We start from the raw sequence: 22,398 nt of genomic DNA, 5'->3' as shown, positions 1-22,398 counted from the left end.
TTTGGCGTTTATGGTAGTATGAGTTATATTTCGCGCCAAGACGCTAAGGAGCAAAGACGCAAAGTTGGAGATCAGAGGTTTTCTGTGGGTATTCAGTGGAAAAAACCATATCTTATGATTTCTAATACACAATGGGGTAAATTAGTCAACCATTACAAATCTTTGGTTTTTTATACTCCAATTTATCAAAGACGGTTATAGTGATTCTGGGTTGGGGATTATTTTTTCTTTTGTTGGTTTGGAGGTAGAGAACGAATAAATTCTATGGACTCTCGTGAGGGAAACAAGAAAATTTTACTAGTGTTGGGATCTTTGCTTTCAGTCAGTATTTTAATCACTCCATCTAAATCTACTACTTGAATTTCTGTATTTGCTGCTTCCTGTGGTTTAGCTTTTTTGAAGGCTTCTAAAAGCGCCACTGCTTGTTCTTTATCGAAATAGAAGGGAATGTAACGTTCATTACTTTGGGAAACGGGAATTGTCAAATAGTTGTTTCCCTGCTTAAATTTCGGCACAAATAAAGGAATACCATTAAATTGCTGAACAGGTTTCCCACTGGAATTCAAAATACTTTTAGCTGAGTCAACTTGTTGTTTTGTGGGTACTAAGGTAAAAATTACCCCGGAATCTTTTTTCTTTTTATTTTCTAACACCAGGTTATAGTAACCTGCTAAAGAAACAGATCTAACCTGGATAGTGCTTGCTAACTGAGGATTTTCTTTTTTCAGCTTACCTTCGAGGAATTTTTGAGCATCTTGCTTACTAATAAAAAAGCCTATTTGGGAAATAGTTTTGGATTGATTTTTTCTGGAAATAACTACAAATTCACCTTGAGGATTAGCCAGTGTAAATACTGGTACTTCTTGTAAGGCTTTTACTACTTGCTCCTGTGGTAACGCTAATGCTTGCGAGTTATTTATTCCTGATATTCCCGCAAATATCACACTCCCCGCAATACCTAAAGTTACGCCCCAACGAACTAATGATTTCATGATTACTCCTCACTTTAATAATTTAATTAATGTCAACAAATATACAACTTATTGTCGTATTTATATACATTAATCAGTTTTAGTAATGTTTTATAAGACCCATTACCAATTACCCATTACCCATTACCCATTACCCATTACCAATTACCCATTACCAATTACCCATTACCCATTACCCATTACCTATCTTTTACACCTGACTGTACAAAAGATAACTATAAGGTTCTTCCAGGGATTGAACGGTACTGGATTTTATGTTATCTAAATAACGTACTAATAACTGGACTTGTTGAGAATTGGGACGATAGGAAAGATTACCCTGTTTTTCAAATAGAGGTGATATACCGGAAGACAGAGAAGCTATAGCGTTGTAGTCAGGATTTTGTTGGGAGTTATCAGTCAGCCAAAGGTTGTCTGTAGCAGTGGGAATTAAACCTGGGGGTAGTTCACCTTCCAGGAAAGCTAATAATCGTTGTTGACAGATACGGGTATTGATACCACGATTTTCAAATAACTGCAAGACTTCACCAAAAGATAAAGAACGTTCGGGTAATAGTTTCAGCAATTCAGAAAATAAGAAATAATCTGTGTATTGTTGCTTAGGTATGTCTAGAACTTGGGGATGTAAAGGTAACATGACTAAACCTAATGCCACCCGACTACAATTGGGAGTACCATTTTCACCAAGATATAAGTCTTGAATAATCTTAGCATTGGGCAGTTTTTGCCGCAACCAACGGTTAATAGTACCCACACCCGCTACACCACCGCCAATAATAACTTGATTAATAGCTTCGGTGGGAATACCACGGGCTACTAATAATTTATTCAATTCTCGGTTCAGACGACGGACAAAGGGGACAAAAACTTGACTTTCTAAATCTCGGCGTTGTAATGTCCAACTCTGATCAGCAAATTCTAGGGTAAAGGTTTCTTGATGCTGTAAAATCAACTTTAAGGCCAAAGCGGCGTCTAATAAAGCTTGTCCCAGAACGGAACTTTCTAGATACTGCTGGAGACGAATCCGCGTTTGTGTATCTGGTTCTCCCACTTTAGGTAATGTCAATGCTTCTAAACTTAAATTAGAAAATTGCATTTCGTCTAAACCAGGGATTGACGGTTGCCAATGCCAAGGATCAATATTAGCAGATTCATGATGGTCTTGTCCAGCTTGGCGAGGTTGACGGGATTTTGGTGGTAGTAGTAACTGACAGATAATATCTTGTTCGATGCCCTTCCCGGAATAGGCAAAACTGTGAAGCATGAAATCTTTGTGTGTTAATTCTCCCAAATTTGCAGGTATATCTACCAGCGCCATTTCTGTAGATATTGCGCCAATGTTGATGGCTAAAGTGTTACCCATCACGGGATAATCACTAATTTTTAAGGGTTGTAAACCCTGATTTTCGCTAATTTGGATAGATTGGCCATTGACACTATCTAATTCTGGTAGTAGAGTGGCGATCGCTTCCTCGACAAAAAAGATTTGTTGGGGATGGGAGACAAGTTGACTGGTAAGAATGGCTTCCCGAATATTAAAGCGATATTGTTCGCTCCAATTAGCAGGACAGGTACAAATTACACCGCTGATATTTTTAATCACTTTAGAGAAAGTTTGTGTATTCATACCCACAGCATTAGCAATTAAAGCGGGTGTGGTGCTAGTTTGACTAGACCTCAAAGTTAAGAGTAGTTTCGAGAGGGATCTAATGATCCAAATCAATGGACCTGCGGAAAATTCATTTAATTGTAACATTGGTTCCCATTTTTGGCCTGCTTGCTGGTAGGGAACTGCTATTTGTAAATAGGGCTTTAATTGTGCTGAATAAAGATGATAGGGAACTGATGATTGGGGAAAGGCTGTTTCTCCGCTTTTTTCCTGATTAGTAGCTGCATTTGTAGGTAAATAAACTTCAGCAGGTAACCGGAATGATTGCTGAAAATCAGTATTGCTATTTGGGTTTTCTGCTGACCAATAAATTGGATAAACTACTAATTTGGAGTGATTTAATAAAGCCGCAGAAATTCCGGTGGTTCCTACATCAATTCCTAAATACCAAGTAGAATTTAAAGTATCTTCTGGTAGAAGATCATTATTTCCACCATTGGTAATTGAAGGTTGAATAGCAGTGATTGGAGATTGCTGACTAGTAATTGGAGATTGGAAAAAATCTTCTTTTTTATCTTCTATGTTTGTTACAGTTATTGAACTTAAATCTACGAACTGACTAGGAATTTCATTATCTAAATTAGTTGCAGATTCCTGATCATAATCTACATAATCTAATGGTAGATCAAAATTATCTAACAAAGATAGTAAATCTCGCTCTGAAGCAGCGGAAAAATAGTTATCAAAACCCAAATCCTGATTTTCATATTCTGTACTTGGTGATAATATTACCACAGAAATATCTTTTGATGATTCCGAGAGGATTTCTTCATTACTAGTATCAATCAACAAATCAGTTAAAACTGTAATTGTATCGGCACTATTTTCTTCTAATTCAATTGTTGCTTTACCCTCTTTAGGAGTATGGGAAATTATTGTTTGGTAATTGTAGTTCTGAGCATCTTGTGATTCACCCCTAATGCTTGGAATTGAAAGCAAATCTTCTTGTGCTTCTGCTGATATAGAAGGTGTTAATAAATCATTACTAACAACTTCACTAACAACTTCAGAAGCAGTGGATAAATTGCCATCTTCTTCGAGAACAGGATCATGATAAAATGATAAATTTAGTGGTGAAGAAATTTCAGTATTAAAGAAACTTGCATAAAGATCATCTACTTGATCAGAACTTGTTAACTCTAACTCCTTTACAGATTTTGGTTGTTCCTGTAATAACTCTGTTTCCAAAGTAACTGGTGTTATTTTCCCATGGGAAGTTTCTCCAGACAAATCTTGCAATTTTTTTAATTCTTCCCAACCTGGATACTCAGCTATTTCCGGGTTCACACTAGAAACCAACGGCTCACTAATTAGGGATTGCTGTTGTAAATATTGAGTTAAATTATTCAGGAAATTTGCCATTAACTGTTCACCTTGCATCCCCTGACCGTGCATTTTTGCTAGTGCTTGGGACAGGGAATGATAATAGGTGTTAATATTGTGTTCTAAAGCCTCAAAAACAATATTTACAGTTCCATCTAAGGAAAGCAAACGTTGATCTAAATTACGTGCTAAATTCGCTAACTGTTCTACCCGTTCTGCTGATTCCAAAATAGGTTGTATAGCAGCAGTAATAGCTTCTAAATTCTGTTGATTAGGATTAATTATAGGACTAGCGTTTAATTTTAAATGCGCGTCCAAGCGACCCATGAGGACTTCTAGGAATTGAGAAATGATCTGCTCTTGGTTTGCGAACTGCTGACTGAAAGAAGGGTTTTGCAATTGCTTTTGTTCTAATTGTCTAATTTCCTGTATCAAACTGGCTCTTTCTGCTAAGAGCCTTGATAATTCCGCTTGTAAGGGCTGAAGTAAAACCGTCAGTTCTTGTTTAATTTCTACAGTTGAAATCTTACTTGCCTCTGATGCGCTTAAAGTAGACTCAAAGACGAAAGGGGGATGACTCTGTTGGTTAAATTGCGTCAACAGGGATGATAATGGTTGTGTGGGAGATGGTTGAGTTGTTTCGGCTGGGATTTCATCCTCTTGTACTTGATGCTCGCTGAGTTGAACTAAAAAGTCATGCACTCGTTGTAAAATCTCTTTTTCCCTTTGTCTTTGGTTAGATAGGAATTTAGAAAGACCTTTACCACTGTGGGACAGTAAGTGATCAATATCTGCAATTAGTTGCTGAATTTCATCAGTATGGGAAGTCACGTTAATTTACCTGAGTGAAAATTGGACGTTAATGTGTAAAGCTTGACAATTACGGAAGTTGGTTAGCTGAAAATTCCTTTATTATACATTCATTGTCAAAGCTAGTACGGGTCTGCTGATTCCTTGACAATTATGCCATAATTGCTGAATTTTTGTGATATTTAATCTAGTGAAACGCTAACAGTAAAATACCAATTCTATAGGAGGTTTGTGCGCTATATTAACATGAGGCAATTGATCAATTACCCCTAAAATCTGGATAAGTAAAAAGCCGTACATACAAGTATTCCCGACCAGCTTTGGCAAAACCATAGTTTAATTTAATTACCTCCCCATGAGTATTGTTGATTCCCTACCAGAAGAACCAGAGGCAGATCCATCTCTTGCATCTCCTACCCAAAGCCAATTACAGTATCAATCTCTCAATGTTGATAGTCCGTTAAAAATGGTAGAAACGGCTTTTTTAGCCAGTACGGCGAGTTTAATTTGGTTTATTAATTTTTACTTTCCTCTAGGTCCAGTATTGCGGGTACTTTTTCCTATACCCATCGCTTTAGTATATTTACGTTGGGGGAAACGTGCAGCTTGGATGGCCGCAGTGACTTCTGGTTTACTATTAGCTGTGTTAATGGGACCTGTTCGCAGTTTGTTATTTGTTATGCCTTTTGCCTTTATGGGTGTGCTATTAGGGGCTACTTGGCATCGTCGTGTACCGTGGATTGTTTCTATCATTTTAGGGACTTTGCTGGGGACTTTAGGCGTGTTTTTCCGACTGTGGTTTTTATCCCTGTTATCCGGTGAAGACCTGTGGGTTTATGTAATTAACCAAGTAACGGCAATTATTGATTGGATTTTTTTACACTTGGAATTATTGACAACGCCCAATTTATTGTTAATTCAATTAGGAGCGATCGCTTTAATTCTCATTAATAATTTTATTTACTTATTTATAGTTCACCTTGTCGCCTGGTTACTTTTGGACGCTATTGGTAATTCTATTCCCCGGCCACCACGTTGGATACAGGTCTTAATGGATTATGATTAATATATACACACAGGTATCTCTTGGGGAAGCATGGCTTCATCGCTATCGAGGTAAATTACCAATATTTGCTTGTATTTTAGGATTTACGGAAACTGGTTTAATTCCTGGTATTTCTGCGGCTGGTTTAACTCCAGAAGACCGCCAATATACGGCTTGCGCTGATGCAGAATTTCTCTATTACGGCCCTGAATATTACCCTAAGTATCCCCTCCCTCCCTTGACTTCGGGTGCCTCTCCTGTGCTGATTTCCCGGGCGGTGGTGGCTAATTTACACATCCCTGTTTACCTGTTTAATGCGGGATTGTTACATATTCCACCAGTACCATTAATAGATTTAGGTGGTATGGCCGCCAGGTGTTTAAGTCAGGGTGCGGCTATGGATATAGCTACGGTTAAACAATTGTTAACAGAGGGATTACGCTGGGGTTCTCAATTAAGTTATGATGCTGCTAATAGTTATTTAATTTTAAGTGAGTGCGTCGTCGGGGGAACAACAACAGCTTTAGCTATTTTAACGGGGTTGGGTATTGATGCGGTTGATAAGGTTAATAGTAGTCATGCTGTGTGTAATCATAAGCAAAAATGGGATTTAGTACAGACTGGATTAGCAAAAGTAAAAATATCTTCCTCAGTAGATCCTTTAGAACTTGTAGCAGCGGTAGGAGATCCAATGCAAGTGGTAGTAGCAGGAATGGCGATCGCTGCTAGTCGAAGTTGTGGGGTATTATTGGGTGGGGGTACGCAGATGTTGGCGGTCTATGCTTTAATTCAAGCGATCGCCCACACATACTCTTTATCCTGGAAACCCGCAGAAATTGTCATTGGTACAACCCGCTGGGTAGCGGAAGATCCTACCGGTGCAACAATTGATCTAGCCCAGAGTTTCAGTAAAAACAGCATTCCTCCCTTATTAGCAACAAAATTGAGTTTTGCTAATTCTCGATATCCCCAACTTCAAGCTTATGAAAGGGGTTTTGTGAAAGAAGGTGTTGGTGCTGGTGCGGCCTGTATTGCTGCTTCCTTAAGTCAAAATTGGCAGCAAAATCAACTGTTAGCGGCTATAGAAGCGGAAATGGAAAAACTTAGCAGCAACCAAGAAACTAAGTAAGAAACTAAGAAATCCTCTGTCTAAGTAACTGTTCTTCTAGGGCTGCAATGCGGTGATAGGCTGCGGTTAACTGGGTTGTTAACCGTTGAATTTGAATTTCTGGGGTTATTTGTCTATCTCTGGCTTGATAATTTATGTCTGGATAGATCATAGAATCTGTTAAAACATCTTTATGCTCCAATTTATGCTCCAATTCTTTGGACTTATACCCTTGAGGCTGTTTCTTTTCTAGATAATGTTCTATGGCTGGTAATTTCTCCAAAGACGAATCTGACAAGGCTTGGGATAGCCGCATATCCAGCCTGGCAATTATTTCATAGATGGCATTAACTTTCTGGGTTAAGGTGAGAATTTGTTTTTCTAGTGATTCCATTTAAGACCTACATCGAAAAATATTTGATCTATGTTATTCACTTTACTGACGATTTTAGCTATACTTATGGATCATTTAACTTTTCATGACTTTTTGGCTGATGGGAATGATTTTTAGTAACTATAGAGATAAATCAATAATATTGATAAGTTAATCTAGTGGTAATTAACAGCCTAGCATAAAATTGAGCAGTCAAAGAATCAATTAAGATAGGTAAATTTTGAAGATAAATATATTCAATCTCTCTTGTGAGAAATAAGCGATCGCATTAACAAACATTGAATGCAGCCTTAGCTATAAATTGTGTTGCTACAAGTTTAACTTGTTTAACTTGAAAATAGCGCGGTGTGGTATTAACCATACATAATGATGCAATAACAGAACTTACGCAACGAGAAGAGGTAGAAAAAAAGTCCACCTGTGTGGACTAATAAAAAATTCAATATTTTCAACCCACCTAAGTGGGTTTTGTTTGTGTAGATGCGATTTCTCACCGCCCTAATTGCTAATGATGATGGTGATGATGAGTAATAGCTGAATGTGAATTAACAGCCATTCCTTCTGTTGCCATTAACTCGGCAATATGTACATTTGCCCATTCAGCAGCCATAGCTAAAAATTGGGGATGATCATTCACACAAGCCATTTGTAAATAATCTACATCTGGATGTTGTTTTTCCAAATCATGAATAATGTGGTGAACATCTAACAAAGTTTCATGATTTTCCGTTGCAAAACCAATAGGCATAAATAGAATTACCTTTGCACCCAATTGAATCAAATTTTGAGCAGCTTGGGTAGCATTTGGTTGTGTCCATTCAATTAATGGAGTATCATGATTCAACCAGCCTACAGAAATTAACGGATAATTGTTAATTAACTTGTTTCTAACTAACTCGTACATGGCTTGACTTTCATCAATTCCCGACGTAAAGCCTTTGGCTTTGTGGGGACAACCATGATTCATCAGGATAATACCAATTTGCGAAGGTAAATAACCTGTAGCCAAATCAGTATGAATTTTTTCTTCTACCAAATGCGCCATTAAATCAATATATTTTGGCTCATTATAGAAGGAAGGAATATATCTTTGAGCTTTGATCCAATGTTCATCACCATCAGCTAATTCTACCAGGGCATTATTCACTTGTTCAATGGCAATACCGCTGGTAAAAATGGAATCAACCACCAATAATGGATAAATCAGCAGTTTGCTAAAACCTTGATTTTTAATTTCGGCTAAAACTTGATTTGGTAAAAAAGGAGCGCAAAAGTTAAAGGCTTTGAAAACTTGAACACCATTACCCCATTTATGTTGTAATTCGTGTTCAATACCTGCTCTTTGTCTTTCAAAGATGGCATTGTGTGGCGAGATAAAATCGTGGTGTGTGTGTCCCCATTCATGACGATCAAATAATGCCAAAAGCTTGGCTAAAGGGGGATAAATCCAAGTAGGAACAGGAGCGAATTTAGCAGTCAGTAAATTTAAAGCTTGTTCGTTATAATTAGCAAAATCTTCGTAGCTCTCAACTTCGCCATAGCCCATGAGTAACACGGCTACACGGTCTTTAGTGGGTAGATGCTCGTGGCTATGGGTAGCGTGCAGTTTTTCCGGGGTTGCAACCACAATGAGTTCCTCAAGATAACCAAAACAAGGAGAGAACCCTAGAAAGTCCCTAGATTATTTCTCTCACTTCGTAGCATGATATCCTATCCAGGGGGATAGGATAAATATCAACACAAAAATACACATCTGAACAATCAAACTGCTGATTTTGGTACAAACCAAGGCTAGATTTGTCCTCAATTCATATTCTACACCCTGGTACTTCAAACTCCTAAAATTAGTTGTATGATATTTTGATGTGTTCAAGGCCAGTTATATTAGTAATACGCCCCGACTATGCTGTAAGTTAGACTAGCAAGCACTAATGAGGTAATAATTACATAAATAAATTCTCCCTCTAACAGAAACGTTAATAAAGAGATAATTACACGCAAGATAGGGACAGCAATTAGTATTAACAGTCCTAGTTGAATGATTCCCTGAGAACTACCCGTAAAAGCGGCATTGACTACACCTGTTGGTGAGTGAAATTGAGATTCTGTACCTATAAATACTTGATATTCAGCAATATCCGAGCCATGATTAATTAAGTATAAAATACCCCCAGATAATACTACATAACTAGCAATTAAAACTCCGTACATGAGTAATTTGCTGAGTAAGTATTCTAACTTTTGTTCAGTTGTTGATTTTGTCAGTTTTTGATTGCTAACAATTTGATCATGATAATTTTGTACTGTGTGAGTGAGGTATTGTTCTTTTAAATGTTGAAGATCAGAATCTTCTTCCTCCGGTTTAAAAGCGAGGTTTCCAAATTCTGTTTCCATTTGTGCTGAGGAAGTCCACCGAAAACCAGAATTTAATTTATACATAATCACACACTCCCTATGAGACTGTTGTAGACCATTTTTAATGCCATTAATACCAACACAAAGCTGAAAATAATTCTCAAAATCTGGGTTTTAGCACCCATTAAGATTCTCGCACCCAAAAAAGCACCTGGTAATACTCCTAACATGACTGGCATGGATAAACCCGGATCTATATATCCATGGGTTAAATAAACACCAGAAGAAGCTGCAGCTGTGACACCAATCATAAAATTGCTTGTGGTGGTGGAAACTTTAAAAGGTAGACCCATGGCTTGGTCCATAGCCAATACTTTGAATGCTCCCGAACCAATTCCCAATAAACCGGAAAGCATTCCTGCTACTAACATAATACTGAACCCAGCAGGTAAAGCATAGACCTGATAGGGTATTACACGGTCATGACTGGGGTAAGTACCATTAAGTTGCAGATATTCTGCTAAAGGATCTGGTGCAATAATTTCTGTTTGTTCTGGTCTGGGTCGTTGAGACAGATATGCTGAATAAATTAGCACAATTGCTAAAATTAAGCATAGTATTTTTACTGGTACGTGGACTGTCAGTAAAGCACCAATAAGTGCGCCAATAGTGGTGGCTACTTCCAGGAACATTCCTAAGCGTAAATTGGCGTAGCCTTTTTTAATGTATGTAGAAGCTGAACCTAAGGATGTGGCAATTACTGATACTAATGATGCACCAACCGCATAGCGAATATCAACACCAAAGACGGAAGTTAATAATGGAACTATGACAACTCCACCACCTAAACCCGTTAATGCACCTACTAGGCCGGCGCTAAATGAACCCAGCCAAACTAGTAAAGAAAATGCTAGTATGCTCAATTTTAGGCCCTCTTTTTTCAATCTATTTTCTCAAGACTGGTATACCCATAAGACAGCTATAAATTTCGTCTTTTTATTAGGCTACAAAATTGAGAATATCATATTTTTTCAATTGACTATTTATTTAGTTTTATGAAGAATACAATCCCACATAACTGTAGTTTCTATGATCATCTCTACTATGCAATATCATCATAAAAATATGGATTAATTTATAGAGACTGACACTAGACTTTTGATAAGTTTAATGTTAAACTACGGTAAATCAATCTGGTTTTAGTATTTTATGCAAATTTGAAAAATCACACCATGGATGTTCACCAAATAGAAAAAGTGATCCTTGAATATTTTCACGTCACAACTAAAACACACTATTAAATAGGAATATGGACTACTTATTATTACCCATTTTTAGCTTTTTTATTGGCATGATTGTTGGTATAACAGGAATAGGTGGAGCGTCTTTGATCACTCCTATGTTGATTTTTTTCTTTCACGTACCGCCTTCTATTGCTATCAGTTCTGATGTTGTAGCTGCTACATTAATGAAAGTAGTAGGGAGTTGGAAACACTGGCAACAAAAAACCATTGATGTAGATTTAGTTAAATGGCTGGCAATGGGTAGCGTTTCTGGTTCATTGCTGGGTGTAGCAGTTTTATACCAACTGAGAAAGACTGGAGAACATCACATAGATAGGCTGTTGCTACGGTTATTAGGAGTAATGATTGTTATAGTCACATTGACAGCATTAATACAAATGTTTTTAGTGACTTTTTTTCCCAAAATCAATTTACCCGAACTGCCACAATTAAATGTAAACACCAATAAAGGACGTTTGATTACCGTAATTATTGGTGGAATTTTAGGTTTCTGTGTGGGTATGACCAGCGTTTCATCAGGTTCTATTTTTGCGCTGGTTTTGATGACATTTTTCCGGTTAGAAGCCCGTAAATTAGTGGGTACAGATATTACTCAAGCAGCAATTTTATTAATATTTACATCTTTGGGACATCTGACATTGGGAACTGTTGATTTAAATTTAGTAATCCCAATTTGGATAGGTTCTGTTCCCGGAGTGATTATCGGTGCGAAACTTTGTGAGATTATCCCTCTGAGTCCACTAAGATTTACTATTTATGGAATTTTAATGATGGTAAGTTGGAAATTAGTTGCACAAACATAATTACTCCTCGTCTCTCTACATTTTAATTTGTCTTTAAAGTACAAGTTGTAGGGTGCTTTGCTACTGCATAAATCCTGCAAATAAACAGATTCTTGATATCTGACGCACCTTACCAATGATAAAACTCTTGTGGTGCGGGCATCTTGCCCGCATAAAGTATACCTCACTCAATCTGAACTTGCTGTAACAGTAAGTTGGCATGAAAAAACCAACCTCTGTAAACAGATGTAAAATCGCTGAAAACCTCTTTACTCAAGCAACCGTGCTATAAAGACAATTTTTCACGCCAACTCACTTATTTGTTTGTTAGCTTTGCTAAAAAAATGATGGCAATCAAAATGCAGAAGATGACGGAGTAATTGTTAATATTAGTAATGATGAAAGTTTCAAAATTTAGTTAACCATTGATTTTTATCACCTCTTGCTAAATGTAATACATGGGACTATTTTGGCTGCGAGTCTCTGTTTCCTGGTACAAATCCTGGAGTGTATAGCCACGTAAAACCTCTATTGAGGCAGTATTAGCTTTTGCCCAGATTTCTAAAATCAAAGCTTTCTCTAGGGTGTATCTCTCAGTGCTTTCTTTTTCCTTTCGTTCCCCCTCCACCAAAGTGACAATTTCCAGTACAGTAATTTGCCACGGGTCATTCATTAACACAAAACCCCCTTTAGAGCCGCGTTGACTCTGTACGATACCCGCACGTCGCAATTGAGCGAGAATTTGTTCCAGATAGCGTTCTGGTATGGGTTGTTTGGCTGCTATCTCGTTTATGGTCAGAGGAACTTTTTTATCATGATGCTTGGCTAGTTCTAACAGTGCTAGGAGTGCGTATTCTACTTTTGCAGAAAGCTCCAGAAGAGCATAGTTTTGGCTATTCCAATCTGTATTCAGATGACTACTCAGATTACTACTGTACATTGATAGATTTATAGGGGTTTAACCGCAATTCATTGTTATTTAAGTGTCAGATGTGATGGTATCACACCTATAATAAGTAAAATATCACAACTCTATCGGAATTATGGTGATTATGGACAAAATTCTGAAAATTGGTTACAGCTATTCGATATTGCGGTTATTAACCAGTTAAATTCCTGATTTCTACACTCTGTAGGCGAATTACAGCCTCTAAATACCACTCTGAGTCGGAAACTGGGGACAAGATTAAGGTACTGAAAATAACCCTAATGAACAAATAATCCGCGCTTCCTGCTGTACATCTTCAGGATGAATAATACACAAAGAATTATTATCACGTAAAGAGACAATCATTGTCGCTAATTGTTCATCTGTAATTCCACTTTTCAACTGACGATTAATTTTAATCACTGTGGTTTCTTTTAAAGGATAAAGATAGATTTCCTCAACAGCTTTTTTCAAATTTTGCCAATCTTCTCCTGATGGAAATAACGGTGTTTCCGTTCTTTTAATATAAGCATCTAATTTATAATAGGTGCGATATCTTGCACTTTTAGGACTTCCCAATTGTCCTCCCGTTGAGTTTTGCTGTTCTAAGATTAAATCAGCCCCTTGAGAGACAATTTCATGGTGTTGGGGATGTCTTTTTAAGGGGGGTGTATCCCGGTTACATCTAGCAACTCTTAATATTCTCATTTGCGATTGAGTAACGCTTTTACCTTCCTTATTTATGCACGCTAAAGCATCTGTACCTTCAGCAGTTCGCAAATACATTAATACCCCAGGAAATAACAACCCACTTTCGCTATGAAATTTCGCTATGAAATAGGGAATTTATTCCCTGGTTTAATTCTTAGTCTTATTTTTTACAGTAGTTCCCGATATTCTGAAGTACAGTCATAAACATATTAAAATCTTGTGGTGCGGGCATCTTGCCCGCATAAATTGTACCTCACTCCAGTTAAATGTACTGTACCTTGTATCTGAGATTTTATGTGAGTTTAATTTCTGATTTCAAAACAGTTTGATCATCAGTATGTGAAATCTGAAAACTGAGTTTTTTACATACTTGCTGCATCACTGAATTATCAGCTAAGATGTCAGCATAGATACAGCAGATTTTCTCATTTTTACCAACTTCTAGTAATTTCCTGAGTAATTCCGTACCCAAACCTTGATATTGAAACTTATCACTCACCAGTATAGCAAATTCCGCGCTTTTATTTTCATGTGATTTACTTAATCTTCCTACTGCTAATATTTCCCTGTTTTTTGTTTCAGGATTTTGGTATTCTGCAACTAAGGCCATTTCTCGATCATAGTCAATAAAACACATCCTGGTTAGTCTTTCATGGGTAATGCGTTGACTCAATTTAATTAAGTGGAAATAGCGGAAATAGACACTTTCTGCTGATAGAGTTTTGTGAAATTCTACCATTAACGGTTCGTCTTCAGGACGAATAGGACGAATAATAACTGGTATACCATTTTTCAATTGCCAATTACTAATATATTGACTAGGATAGGGACGAATTGCTAATTTTGGTAATTGATTTTCTGTCAGATCAGGAGAATGTAAAACTATTCTCGCATCTAATGCAATTAATCCTCTAGGATTTTCTGGAGTTGGAGGAAAAGCTAATAATGGATTAATATCAATTTCTTTAATATCAGGTTGTTCTATAACTAATTGACTAAATTCTACCATTAATTGTTCAAGGGCAGAAATATTAATACTTTTGCGTCCTCTGACTCCTGACAATGCTTGATAAATTTTTGTTTGTTCCATCATCCGTCGTGCTAGGGTGGTATTAAGAGGAGGAAGTGCCAGGGAACTGTCCTGAAATATTTCTACTAATTGTCCTCCAGTACCAAATAATAATACTGGTCCAAATTGGGGATCTAAACTACTACCAATAATCAATTCATAACCGTCGGTTTTTACCATTGGTTGTACAGTAACACCAAGAAAATCTTCTGCTTTTCCTTTCTCTTTTACTGATGTTTCAATATGCTCATAAGCAAGTTTTACAGCTTCCCCATTTTGTAAATTTAACTGCACACCTCCCACATCAGTTTTATGGGTAATTGTTTGAGAATATAGCTTTAAAACCACCGGATAACCAATATTTTCTGCACATTTGATGGCTTGGTCTGCACTTTTAGCAATGCAACCAACAACTACAGGAATACCATAAGCGGCTAAAATTTCTTTAGATTCAAATTCTGTGAGAATTGTTCTTTTTGCTGTTCTTGCAGCTTGCATAATATTTGCAATATTAGCACAATTGCGAGTATTAACATCACAAATTAATGTTGGTAAAACCGGAGTTTCATAAATACCGCGCAGGTTATAACTCGACTTCCACATATAACTAAATACCCGCGCGGCTGCGTCAGGGTAAGCATAAGTGGGAATACCTTGACTATTCAGAATTTGTTCTCCCGCAGCCACATCATTACCACCCATCCAACTAGCTAAAATCGGCTTATTAGACAGTTGCGCGTAGGCTTTTAATTGTACTGCAATTTTGGTAGGATCTGTCATAGATTGGGGTGTTAAAATTACTAATAAACCGTCACTATTGGGATCTTTAGTGACAATTTCTAAAGCTTTTTGATAACGTTGAGGGTCAGCATCTCCTAAAATATCAATAGGATTATTATGACTCCATTGTGGTGGTAAAATTTCATTTAAAGAGGTCATTGTTTCGGGGGAAATAGTTGCTAATTCTCCACCATTTTCAATTAAAGTATCTGTTGCTAATACTCCTGGACCACCAGCATTAGTTAAAATCGTCAACCGTGAACCCTGGGGACGGGGTTGTTTTGCTAATACTTCCGACATATCAAATAAATCGGAAATACTATTGACTCGTAATACCCCACAACGACGAAAAGCTGCATCTAAAACAGCATCACTTCCTGTTAATGCACCCGTGTGAGAAGCTGCGGCTTTAGCTGCGGCTGCGGTACGACCGGCTTTAATCACAATTATCGGTTTTGTTAAAGCCACTTCTCGCGCTGCTGACAGAAAAGAACGCGCATTTCCAATAGATTCCATATAAATTACAATACTTTTTGTCTGAGGATCATCACCCAGATAATAAATTAAATCACCCCAACCAATATCTAACATTGAACCGATAGAAATAAAGGCACTAAAACCCACATTTTCTTTTAAACTCCAGTCCAGAATTGATGTACATAAAGCCCCGCTTTGGCTAATGAAACCGACATTTCCCGGACGCGCCATTTTACTGGCAAAAGTAGCATTTAACCCAGTGTTTGGATTCATTACTCCTAAACAATTAGGACCAATAATTCTAATTTTTCCTCCTTGTGCTTGTTGCAGTATTTCCTGTTCTAACACTAGACCTTTTTCCCCCGCTTCCTTAAAGCCAGCAGAAATAATAATTGCACCTTTAATTCCCGCCTCAACACAATCAGATATAATTTTGGGTACGGTTGGTGCAGGGGTAGCAATAACAGCTAAATCAATTTTTTCAGGAACATCAAATATAGTAGAATAAGCCTTAATTCCTAATACACTATGACGGTAAAGATTAATAGGGAAAACAGTCCCTCCAAAGGGATTAGTAATTAAGTTCCAAAGTAAATTTCGTCCCACACTTCCAGGTTTTTCGGTAGCACCAATTACAGCTACAGTTTGCGGTTGGAATATAGCATCTAAGGGGTTAATTCTGCTCACTTGCAAGATATCATGAGCTTTATCGCTAGTTTTTTTAGTAAATGTTTCCATTTATAACTCCGAGTGATTTGTAGTTAATTTTTATATTATATCGTTTCCCAGTCTCAAGTAAGATTTTATCCTCTACCAATAATATTAATTATTTTATTTAAAGCTATATTAATTCCTATTTCTGCTATGGGGGAAAGACAATCTCCTAATTCAAAATTAACCCCTGGTACTGTGACTAACCAAGCAGTTGGACAATAACCATAGAGGTATTTAGTCAGAGATAAAAGCGATCGCGGATCACCAATATGTCCTAACATCATATTAGATTCAGTGGGCAATATAGACTCCACTTCCACATTTTCCGATTCTGAACTCATCATAGCATCTACAAAAATTGCTAAATTGACATTTGCTAAATTTGCTGCTAATTCTGGGGTAAGTTGGTGAACTGCAAGAGATTCAACATCAGATAAATGCCAAGAATTGATAATATTGGCGACTTTTTGACCAATGGCATCATCACTGCGTAATTCATTGCCATAACCAATTATAATTGTAGTTACGCTCATTTCTCTTATTTCTTTTATAAATTTATGTAAATAGGGTATTTATTTTTCAGCTCATCAGTTATATAATACCCTCAGGTATGGTTATAAAACCTGTAAAAATTTTAAATAAATTGCGAGGCTGTTTTATGCCTGAAGTAAATTTTCAAAAGTCAATTAATAGCACTGCTGCTAAGATTGTAGAAGAATATACAGCGGGAAAAAGAGACTTTGAGAGAACAGAATTAAGCGACGCTAATTTCCAGGGTTTGGACTTAAAAGGCTCTAATTTCAGCTATGCTGATTTGAGCAAAGCTAACCTCAGCGACGCTAATTTGCGGGGATGTGATTTGAGTTTTAGCGATTTGAGTCAAGCTAATTTACAAAATACAGATTTGCGAGGAGCGATGTTGATTTCTGCCAACTTGCGTACAGCTAATTTACAGGGGACGCATTTAGAAAAAGCAGATTATAACCATAACACCCATTTTCCTCCAGATTTTGACCCTATTACAGCAGGTTTAACCATGAGTCAAACATCAGTATAAATATTGATGCGGCTATATTAGCCGCTGATTATTTATACTTGCATTAATATAACATTAATATAAATTGTCAAAAATAGGCCAGTATACTAATTCAAAACTAAAATAGCATATTTTCTCAATTTTTGCAAATTTTAATTTTATAACTCAATTTTTGACTGGAAATACTTTAGTTAAATCTAAAATTAATTCCGGGAAAGATGGCAATTTGACAGACTCATTAGGGAGGATAATTGATTTGTGACGATAGCCAAATTTACCTTGTAAATCTTGATATGGTTGACAATAGCATTCTAAATGATAGGCGATTAAGTTAAAGATCCAATAATCTGAAATACCGGCTTCTGCATATAAAGGTAACTTTACTTCTTGGTCATATTTTAAATATGAATCAGCTACTTCAATAACTAGGAAAATATCAGATGGTGTAGGATGATTTAAAAAATAATCATCAGGTGTATTTTTAACAATTACTAAATCTGGTTCTGGTTCGCTATCATTAATAATAATAGGTTCTTGTCCGCGGATAGTAGCCTTTTCTTCCAGTAACTTGAATAACTCTCTATATAAACGAGTATTACAAACAGAATGTGCTTTACCTTTTGCAGCCATTTTGATAATTTCACCTTTAATTAGTTCAACTCTGTCATCTTCTGTGAAGAAGTCAAGGTCTGCTAGACGGTGATATTCAGTTATAGTAAAGCGTTTAGCAGTAGCAAGAGTCATAAAATTTGGGTAATATGAGTTTAGCTTAAATTATATCATATAAATACAAGTTTCAAGAAGTCGGTGATCTAAATAATTAACTTAATCACGGCAAATTTGATTAACTACAGTACCATTTTTATTTACTACTTCTATTAATAAAGGCATTTGTCCCATAGCGTGAGTAGAACAACTCAAACAAGGATCAAAAGCCCTAATTCCGGCTTCGACACGGTTTAACATTCCTTCTTTTATGTTATCACCTTGGATAAAATGGCGGGCAATTTGGGCAACTGTGCGATTCATTGCTAAGTTATTTTGACCAGTAGCAATAATCAAATTTACTTTTAACATTAAACCGTTTTCATCAACTTGATAATGATGGAATAATGTCCCCCTTGGTGCTTCACTTACACCCACAGATTCCAAGCAATTAATCCCAGCTTCTGCCCGGAGACGAGTTGATAAAATATCAGGATCATCTAAGATAATTTCTATGTGTTCGATGGCTGCTAAAATTTCAATTAACCGGGCATAATGATAGAAAAATGATGATTTAACAGTGCCATTTTCATAACTACGAAATTCTTTTAATTCCGCGTCGGCTAAAGATGTACCAATATGACTACAAATATTCAATCTGGCCAGGGGTCCAACACGGTACATTCCACTATCTAAACGACAATGATCACTGCTATCGGGATAACCCAAAGGAAGATAATAAGGTGATTTTAAATAAGAGTCTGCTTGCACCGCTTCAGCAATAAATTCATGATAGTTATTGGGGTCAAGTTTATCAGCAACAATATTTCCGGCACTATCAACAAATCGGATATATCCATCATAAGTTTCCCATAAACCGTCAGCACTGACTAAACCCATAAATAAACTCGGAAAATTACCAAAAGTTTTAACTTCTTTTTGATAAATTTTCAACAACTGTTTAAACAACTCAATAGCATTAATGACCGTAGATTTTGCTTCAGGAATCCGTTGTTGAATATGGGCGCGATTTTCTTGGGTTAAAGGGTGACTTACCCCACCAGGAACAGCCCAAGAAGGATGGATTTTTTTCCCTCCTAATAATTCAATGATTTCCTGTCCAAATTGCCGTAAACGAATACCACCTCTAGCTAATTCTGGTTCAGCAGCAATTAAACCAAAAATATTCCGTTTTTCTGGTGCGCTATCCATGCCTAATAATAAGTCGGGAGCGCTGAGGTGAAAGAAGCTGAGGGCATGGGATTGGACAATTTGACCTAAATTTATCAAACGACGTAATTGAGAGGCTGTTTTAGGGATTTTTACCGCTAAGATGCCATCTCCTGTTTTAGCTGAAGCTAACAAGTGACTTACCGGACAAATACCGCAAATTCTCGCAGTAATTCCTGGCATTTCTGGGAAAGGACGACCAACACAAAACTTTTCAAAACCGCGAAATTCAGTGACATGAAATCGAGCATCATTTACCTGACCTTCATCATCTAGATAGATACTAATTTTGGCATGGCCTTCAATGCGAGTTACGGGGTCAATAATGATTTTTTTCATATTTTTTCATAATCATAATTTAGTTATTGGTGATCACAGGGAATAGGGAATTGGGTCCGCGCAGACAGACTTTGTTTAGCCGCAATTTAGAATCGCCAGGACTCTAATTCTGGATATTCATCACAATAATCTTCAAAGGCAGTTTTTAGGGGTTTTTCGGCCCGTTGGTGAGCAATTTCGGCTTGTATTTCTTCTACCACATCCCAAGCGGCTGCACATTCTGTGGAATTAACACCTTTTTCTGCACAAACAATGCGAGCTTTTTTAATTTCATCTTGTAATTCTTGTTCTAACAAAAATGAGCGTGGTTGTTCTAAACAACTACTCCGGGCTAAAATGTCAGTTAAGGAAATAATTCCTAATAGTTTACCACTAATTACAGGCGCACGTCGCAGATGATGGTTAGCAAATAATCTGGCTACATATTCTAAACCTAATTCTGGATTGACAACAATACAAGGTTTAGTCATAATTTCATAAACGCGGACTTTATTCGGGTCTTTGCTATAGGAAATCACCTTATAAACAATGTCACTTTCTGTGATAATGCCATAGGCATCTTGTTCATGACGACGATCTACAATTAATGCTCTCCAATCTCTAGAACGCATTAAATCAACTGCTTCTTTTGCTGTTGCTGAACTGCGAATCATTGCTACATCTTTAGTCATAACATCGGCTGCTGTTAACATAATTTACCTCCAAAATAATTCAAAAAAAATAATTCAAAATTAAAAATCCAAATCCAAAATTAAATTAACCAAATTTAATCATTTCTCGGCCGATAATTTCCGGCTTTTCTCCTTTTAATAAAGGTGTAATTGCGGCGCGAATACGATCTGCTGAAGGTGGACAACCGGGTAAATAAATATCAACTGTTACTACTTTATGTACGGGGACAACTTTATTTAATAAGGGGGGAACAATTCCGGGAGAATTAGGGATTTGTTGATGAATATTAGCCGCTTGAATATAAGCTAATTGTAATGCGGGTTCTGCACCACCGGCAAGATTGCGTAAAGCGGTAACATTGCCAGTAACAGCACAATCACCAAAGGAAACTATGGTTTTAGTCCGTTGTCTAATTTTGTAAATTAATTCTAAATGTTCTTCATTAGCTATAGCTCCTTCAACTAATACTAAATCTACATTTTCTGGATACTCTTTAATATCAGCAATGGGACTATAAACTATATCTACTTGTGCGGCTAAGTCTATTAACCATTCATCTAAATCTAGGAAGGACATATGACAACCGGAACACCCACCTAACCACACTGTTGCTAATTTTATTTTACTCATTTTTTTACCTTTTTAACTTTCATTGGCAATTAATGATTGTAATGATTGCCATTCTTTGACAACATGAATAGGAACTAGAATATTAATGAATTTATTACCGGGTACAGGTATGCCCAAAGTTAGAGATTCTGGAGGTAATTGGGGTAAAATTTCTGTGAAATCATATTGACCAATTGTGGGGGCTGGGGCTGTATCTAAAAACACATCATTAGCATTCCAAACTTTACCTGTATTCGTAGTAATTCTTAACGGTTGGGGGTGAATTAATTCCGCAGAATTTGGAAAGCCAACTAAGCGAAGATTGATATTAGATGGTTGCTCTGAATAGACTTGTTTAAATAATACAACTTGCCAAACTTTTCCTGATTGATCATCTAATTTCACTTGGGAACGATAAATAACTTCTCCTGGTGGTTTTCCTAATTGAGTAATGGCTGCATTTGCTGTCTGGTATCTGAGATTTCCTAAATTCATAAATATAAATGTTGTCAATATCCCTACTAATATAATTCGCGTCAATGTTTTTTGAGATTTAATATGCTGTAACATGAGATTTTATTGCTAATGACTGATAACCAATGAGTAATTCCTAAAAATTCCATTGTTTTTTAGTTCGTGCAGTAACTAGAAATTCGATTTTACCCCGATCATGTTTCATTTCACTAACACTTGAACCTTTATCAAATAAAGCTCCTGTGGGACAGGCATTAACACATTTACCACAAGAAGTACAAGTTTGAGAAGTTCCCCAGGGTTGGTTTAAATCAGTAATAACATGAGATTTTGATCCTCTTCCCGCCATATCCCAAGTATGAGCGCCTTCAATTTCATCACATACTCGCACACAGCGAGTACAAAGCACACAACGATTATGATCAATGCCAAAAAGATCATGGGAGGTATCAACAGTTCGCTGAGGAAATTGATATTCTAACCGCAGATGATCCATACCCATTTCTATAGCTAGATCTTGTAATTCACAATTGCCATTAGCAACACAAACTGAGCAGGTATGATTACCTTCCGCAAATAACATTTCTACAATTATACGCCGATATTTCTGCAAGCGATCGCTATTTGTAGTTACCTCCATTCCCTCTATTACTTTCGTCATACAAGCAGGTTGTAATTTATTACTTCCTACAATTTCCACTAAACATAAACGACAAGCACCCACATCTCCCACACCTGCTAAATGACATAATGTAGGAATATGAATACCTGCTTCCTGTGCTGCTGTCAATAAGGTTTCATCTTCACGAGCGCTAACTAATTCGCCATCTATTGTTAAAGTTTTTACAGCCATAATGATTTATTTATCAGTA

At 36.8% G+C, this 22,398-nt stretch carries 21 protein-coding genes; 5 read left to right on the top strand and 16 right to left on the bottom strand.

Going from position 1 to position 22,398, the window contains the following annotated elements; all coding sequences use genetic code 11:
* Positions 1 to 18 precede the first annotated feature (18 nt).
* Positions 19 to 201 carry a hypothetical protein gene (locus FFO06_RS04230; RefSeq protein ID WP_137906904.1) on the top strand — a complete coding sequence of 61 codons (183 nt, stop codon included), beginning with the start codon at positions 19 to 21 and terminating at the stop codon, positions 199 to 201.
* 17 nt (positions 202 to 218) lie between these two features.
* Here FFO06_RS04230 and FFO06_RS04225 read toward each other — a convergent pair whose 3' ends face one another.
* Together FFO06_RS04225 and FFO06_RS04215 are read right to left on the bottom strand one after the other, a co-directional pair.
* Entirely contained in the window at positions 219 to 992 is a 774-nt protein-coding gene (locus FFO06_RS04225; protein ID WP_137906903.1) for a Tic22 family protein, read from the bottom strand.
* A 190-nt stretch (positions 993 to 1,182) separates the two neighbouring features.
* Positions 1,183 to 4,815, bottom strand: a complete 3,633-nt coding sequence (locus FFO06_RS04215) for a hypothetical protein (protein ID WP_137906901.1) — start codon at positions 4,813 to 4,815, stop codon at positions 1,183 to 1,185.
* 334 nt (positions 4,816 to 5,149) lie between these two features.
* Between FFO06_RS04215 and FFO06_RS04210 the strand changes: the two genes are divergently transcribed.
* On the top strand, positions 5,150 to 5,860 hold the full coding sequence (locus FFO06_RS04210) for a DUF2232 domain-containing protein (protein ID WP_137906900.1): 711 nt from the start codon (positions 5,150 to 5,152) through the stop codon (positions 5,858 to 5,860).
* A complete protein-coding gene (cobT, locus tag FFO06_RS04205; RefSeq protein WP_137906899.1) occupies positions 5,853 to 6,968 on the top strand; it encodes a nicotinate mononucleotide-dependent phosphoribosyltransferase CobT in 1,116 nt (371 codons plus the stop codon). Before FFO06_RS04210 ends, cobT begins: the two co-directional genes overlap by 8 nt.
* A 4-nt stretch (positions 6,969 to 6,972) precedes the next feature.
* Here cobT and FFO06_RS04200 read toward each other — a convergent pair whose 3' ends face one another.
* The 4 genes from FFO06_RS04200 to FFO06_RS04185 all read right to left on the bottom strand — a co-directional run bounded on the left by FFO06_RS04200 (position 6,973) and on the right by FFO06_RS04185 (position 10,619).
* Positions 6,973 to 7,341, bottom strand: coding sequence for a hypothetical protein (locus tag FFO06_RS04200; RefSeq protein WP_137906898.1), 369 nt, complete (start codon positions 7,339 to 7,341; stop codon positions 6,973 to 6,975).
* Positions 7,342 to 7,846: 505 nt separating this feature from the next.
* Entirely contained in the window at positions 7,847 to 8,968 is a 1,122-nt protein-coding gene (locus tag FFO06_RS04195; RefSeq protein ID WP_137906897.1) for a ferrochelatase, read from the bottom strand.
* A 257-nt stretch (positions 8,969 to 9,225) separates the two neighbouring features.
* The gene (locus tag FFO06_RS04190) at positions 9,226 to 9,780 is read right to left on the bottom strand and encodes a DUF1634 domain-containing protein (protein WP_137906896.1); all 555 of its coding nucleotides are present in this window, start codon (positions 9,778 to 9,780) and stop codon (positions 9,226 to 9,228) included.
* Between the two features lie 2 nt (positions 9,781 to 9,782).
* Positions 9,783 to 10,619: a sulfite exporter TauE/SafE family protein gene (locus FFO06_RS04185; RefSeq protein WP_137906895.1), complete on the bottom strand. Its 837-nt coding sequence runs from the start codon at positions 10,617 to 10,619 to the stop codon at positions 9,783 to 9,785.
* Positions 10,620 to 11,005: 386 nt separating this feature from the next.
* On the opposite strand from FFO06_RS04185, the gene FFO06_RS04180 reads away from it, so the two are divergent.
* Positions 11,006 to 11,803: a sulfite exporter TauE/SafE family protein gene (locus FFO06_RS04180; RefSeq protein ID WP_137906894.1), complete on the top strand. Its 798-nt coding sequence runs from the start codon at positions 11,006 to 11,008 to the stop codon at positions 11,801 to 11,803.
* 424 nt (positions 11,804 to 12,227) lie between these two features.
* Here FFO06_RS04180 and FFO06_RS04175 read toward each other — a convergent pair whose 3' ends face one another.
* The 4 genes from FFO06_RS04175 to FFO06_RS04160 form a co-directional block, all read right to left on the bottom strand.
* Complete coding sequence (locus tag FFO06_RS04175) at positions 12,228 to 12,722, bottom strand: RrF2 family transcriptional regulator (protein WP_137906893.1); 495 nt, start codon at positions 12,720 to 12,722, stop codon at positions 12,228 to 12,230.
* A 246-nt stretch (positions 12,723 to 12,968) separates the two neighbouring features.
* The gene (locus FFO06_RS04170) at positions 12,969 to 13,496 is read right to left on the bottom strand and encodes a hypothetical protein (RefSeq protein WP_137906892.1); all 528 of its coding nucleotides are present in this window, start codon (positions 13,494 to 13,496) and stop codon (positions 12,969 to 12,971) included.
* A 217-nt stretch (positions 13,497 to 13,713) separates the two neighbouring features.
* Positions 13,714 to 16,485, bottom strand: a complete 2,772-nt coding sequence (locus FFO06_RS04165; protein WP_137906891.1) for a bifunctional acetate--CoA ligase family protein/GNAT family N-acetyltransferase — start codon at positions 16,483 to 16,485, stop codon at positions 13,714 to 13,716.
* Positions 16,486 to 16,550: 65 nt separating this feature from the next.
* A complete protein-coding gene (locus FFO06_RS04160; RefSeq protein WP_137906890.1) occupies positions 16,551 to 16,994 on the bottom strand; it encodes a hydrogenase maturation protease in 444 nt (147 codons plus the stop codon).
* 125 nt (positions 16,995 to 17,119) lie between these two features.
* On the opposite strand from FFO06_RS04160, the gene FFO06_RS04155 reads away from it, so the two are divergent.
* Positions 17,120 to 17,518 (top strand): Alr5209 family pentapeptide repeat protein, encoded by a 399-nt coding sequence (locus FFO06_RS04155; RefSeq protein WP_137906889.1) that lies wholly within the window; start codon positions 17,120 to 17,122, stop codon positions 17,516 to 17,518.
* Between the two features lie 144 nt (positions 17,519 to 17,662).
* Here FFO06_RS04155 and FFO06_RS04150 read toward each other — a convergent pair whose 3' ends face one another.
* From FFO06_RS04150 to hoxU, 6 genes are all read right to left on the bottom strand, one after another.
* Entirely contained in the window at positions 17,663 to 18,241 is a 579-nt protein-coding gene (locus FFO06_RS04150; RefSeq protein ID WP_137906888.1) for a Uma2 family endonuclease, read from the bottom strand.
* Between the two features lie 81 nt (positions 18,242 to 18,322).
* The gene (locus FFO06_RS04145) at positions 18,323 to 19,771 is read right to left on the bottom strand and encodes a Ni/Fe hydrogenase subunit alpha (protein ID WP_137906887.1); all 1,449 of its coding nucleotides are present in this window, start codon (positions 19,769 to 19,771) and stop codon (positions 18,323 to 18,325) included.
* Between the two features lie 86 nt (positions 19,772 to 19,857).
* Complete coding sequence (locus FFO06_RS04140; RefSeq protein WP_137906886.1) at positions 19,858 to 20,463, bottom strand: CBS domain-containing protein; 606 nt, start codon at positions 20,461 to 20,463, stop codon at positions 19,858 to 19,860.
* Positions 20,464 to 20,527: 64 nt separating this feature from the next.
* Positions 20,528 to 21,073, bottom strand: coding sequence for an NADH-quinone oxidoreductase subunit B family protein (locus FFO06_RS04135; RefSeq protein ID WP_137906885.1), 546 nt, complete (start codon positions 21,071 to 21,073; stop codon positions 20,528 to 20,530).
* A 12-nt stretch (positions 21,074 to 21,085) separates the two neighbouring features.
* Entirely contained in the window at positions 21,086 to 21,622 is a 537-nt protein-coding gene (locus tag FFO06_RS04130) for a DUF3122 domain-containing protein (RefSeq protein ID WP_137906884.1), read from the bottom strand.
* Positions 21,623 to 21,662: 40 nt separating this feature from the next.
* Entirely contained in the window at positions 21,663 to 22,379 is a 717-nt protein-coding gene (gene hoxU, locus FFO06_RS04125) for a bidirectional hydrogenase complex protein HoxU (protein WP_137906883.1), read from the bottom strand.
* Positions 22,380 to 22,398 lie beyond the last annotated feature (19 nt).

The organism is Dolichospermum planctonicum (assembly GCF_005402965.1).
Lineage (GTDB): Bacteria > Cyanobacteriota > Cyanobacteriia > Cyanobacteriales > Nostocaceae > Dolichospermum > Dolichospermum planctonicum.
The sequence above is the reverse complement of the archived record's forward strand: the minus strand, read 5'-3'. Positions and strand labels throughout refer to the sequence as shown.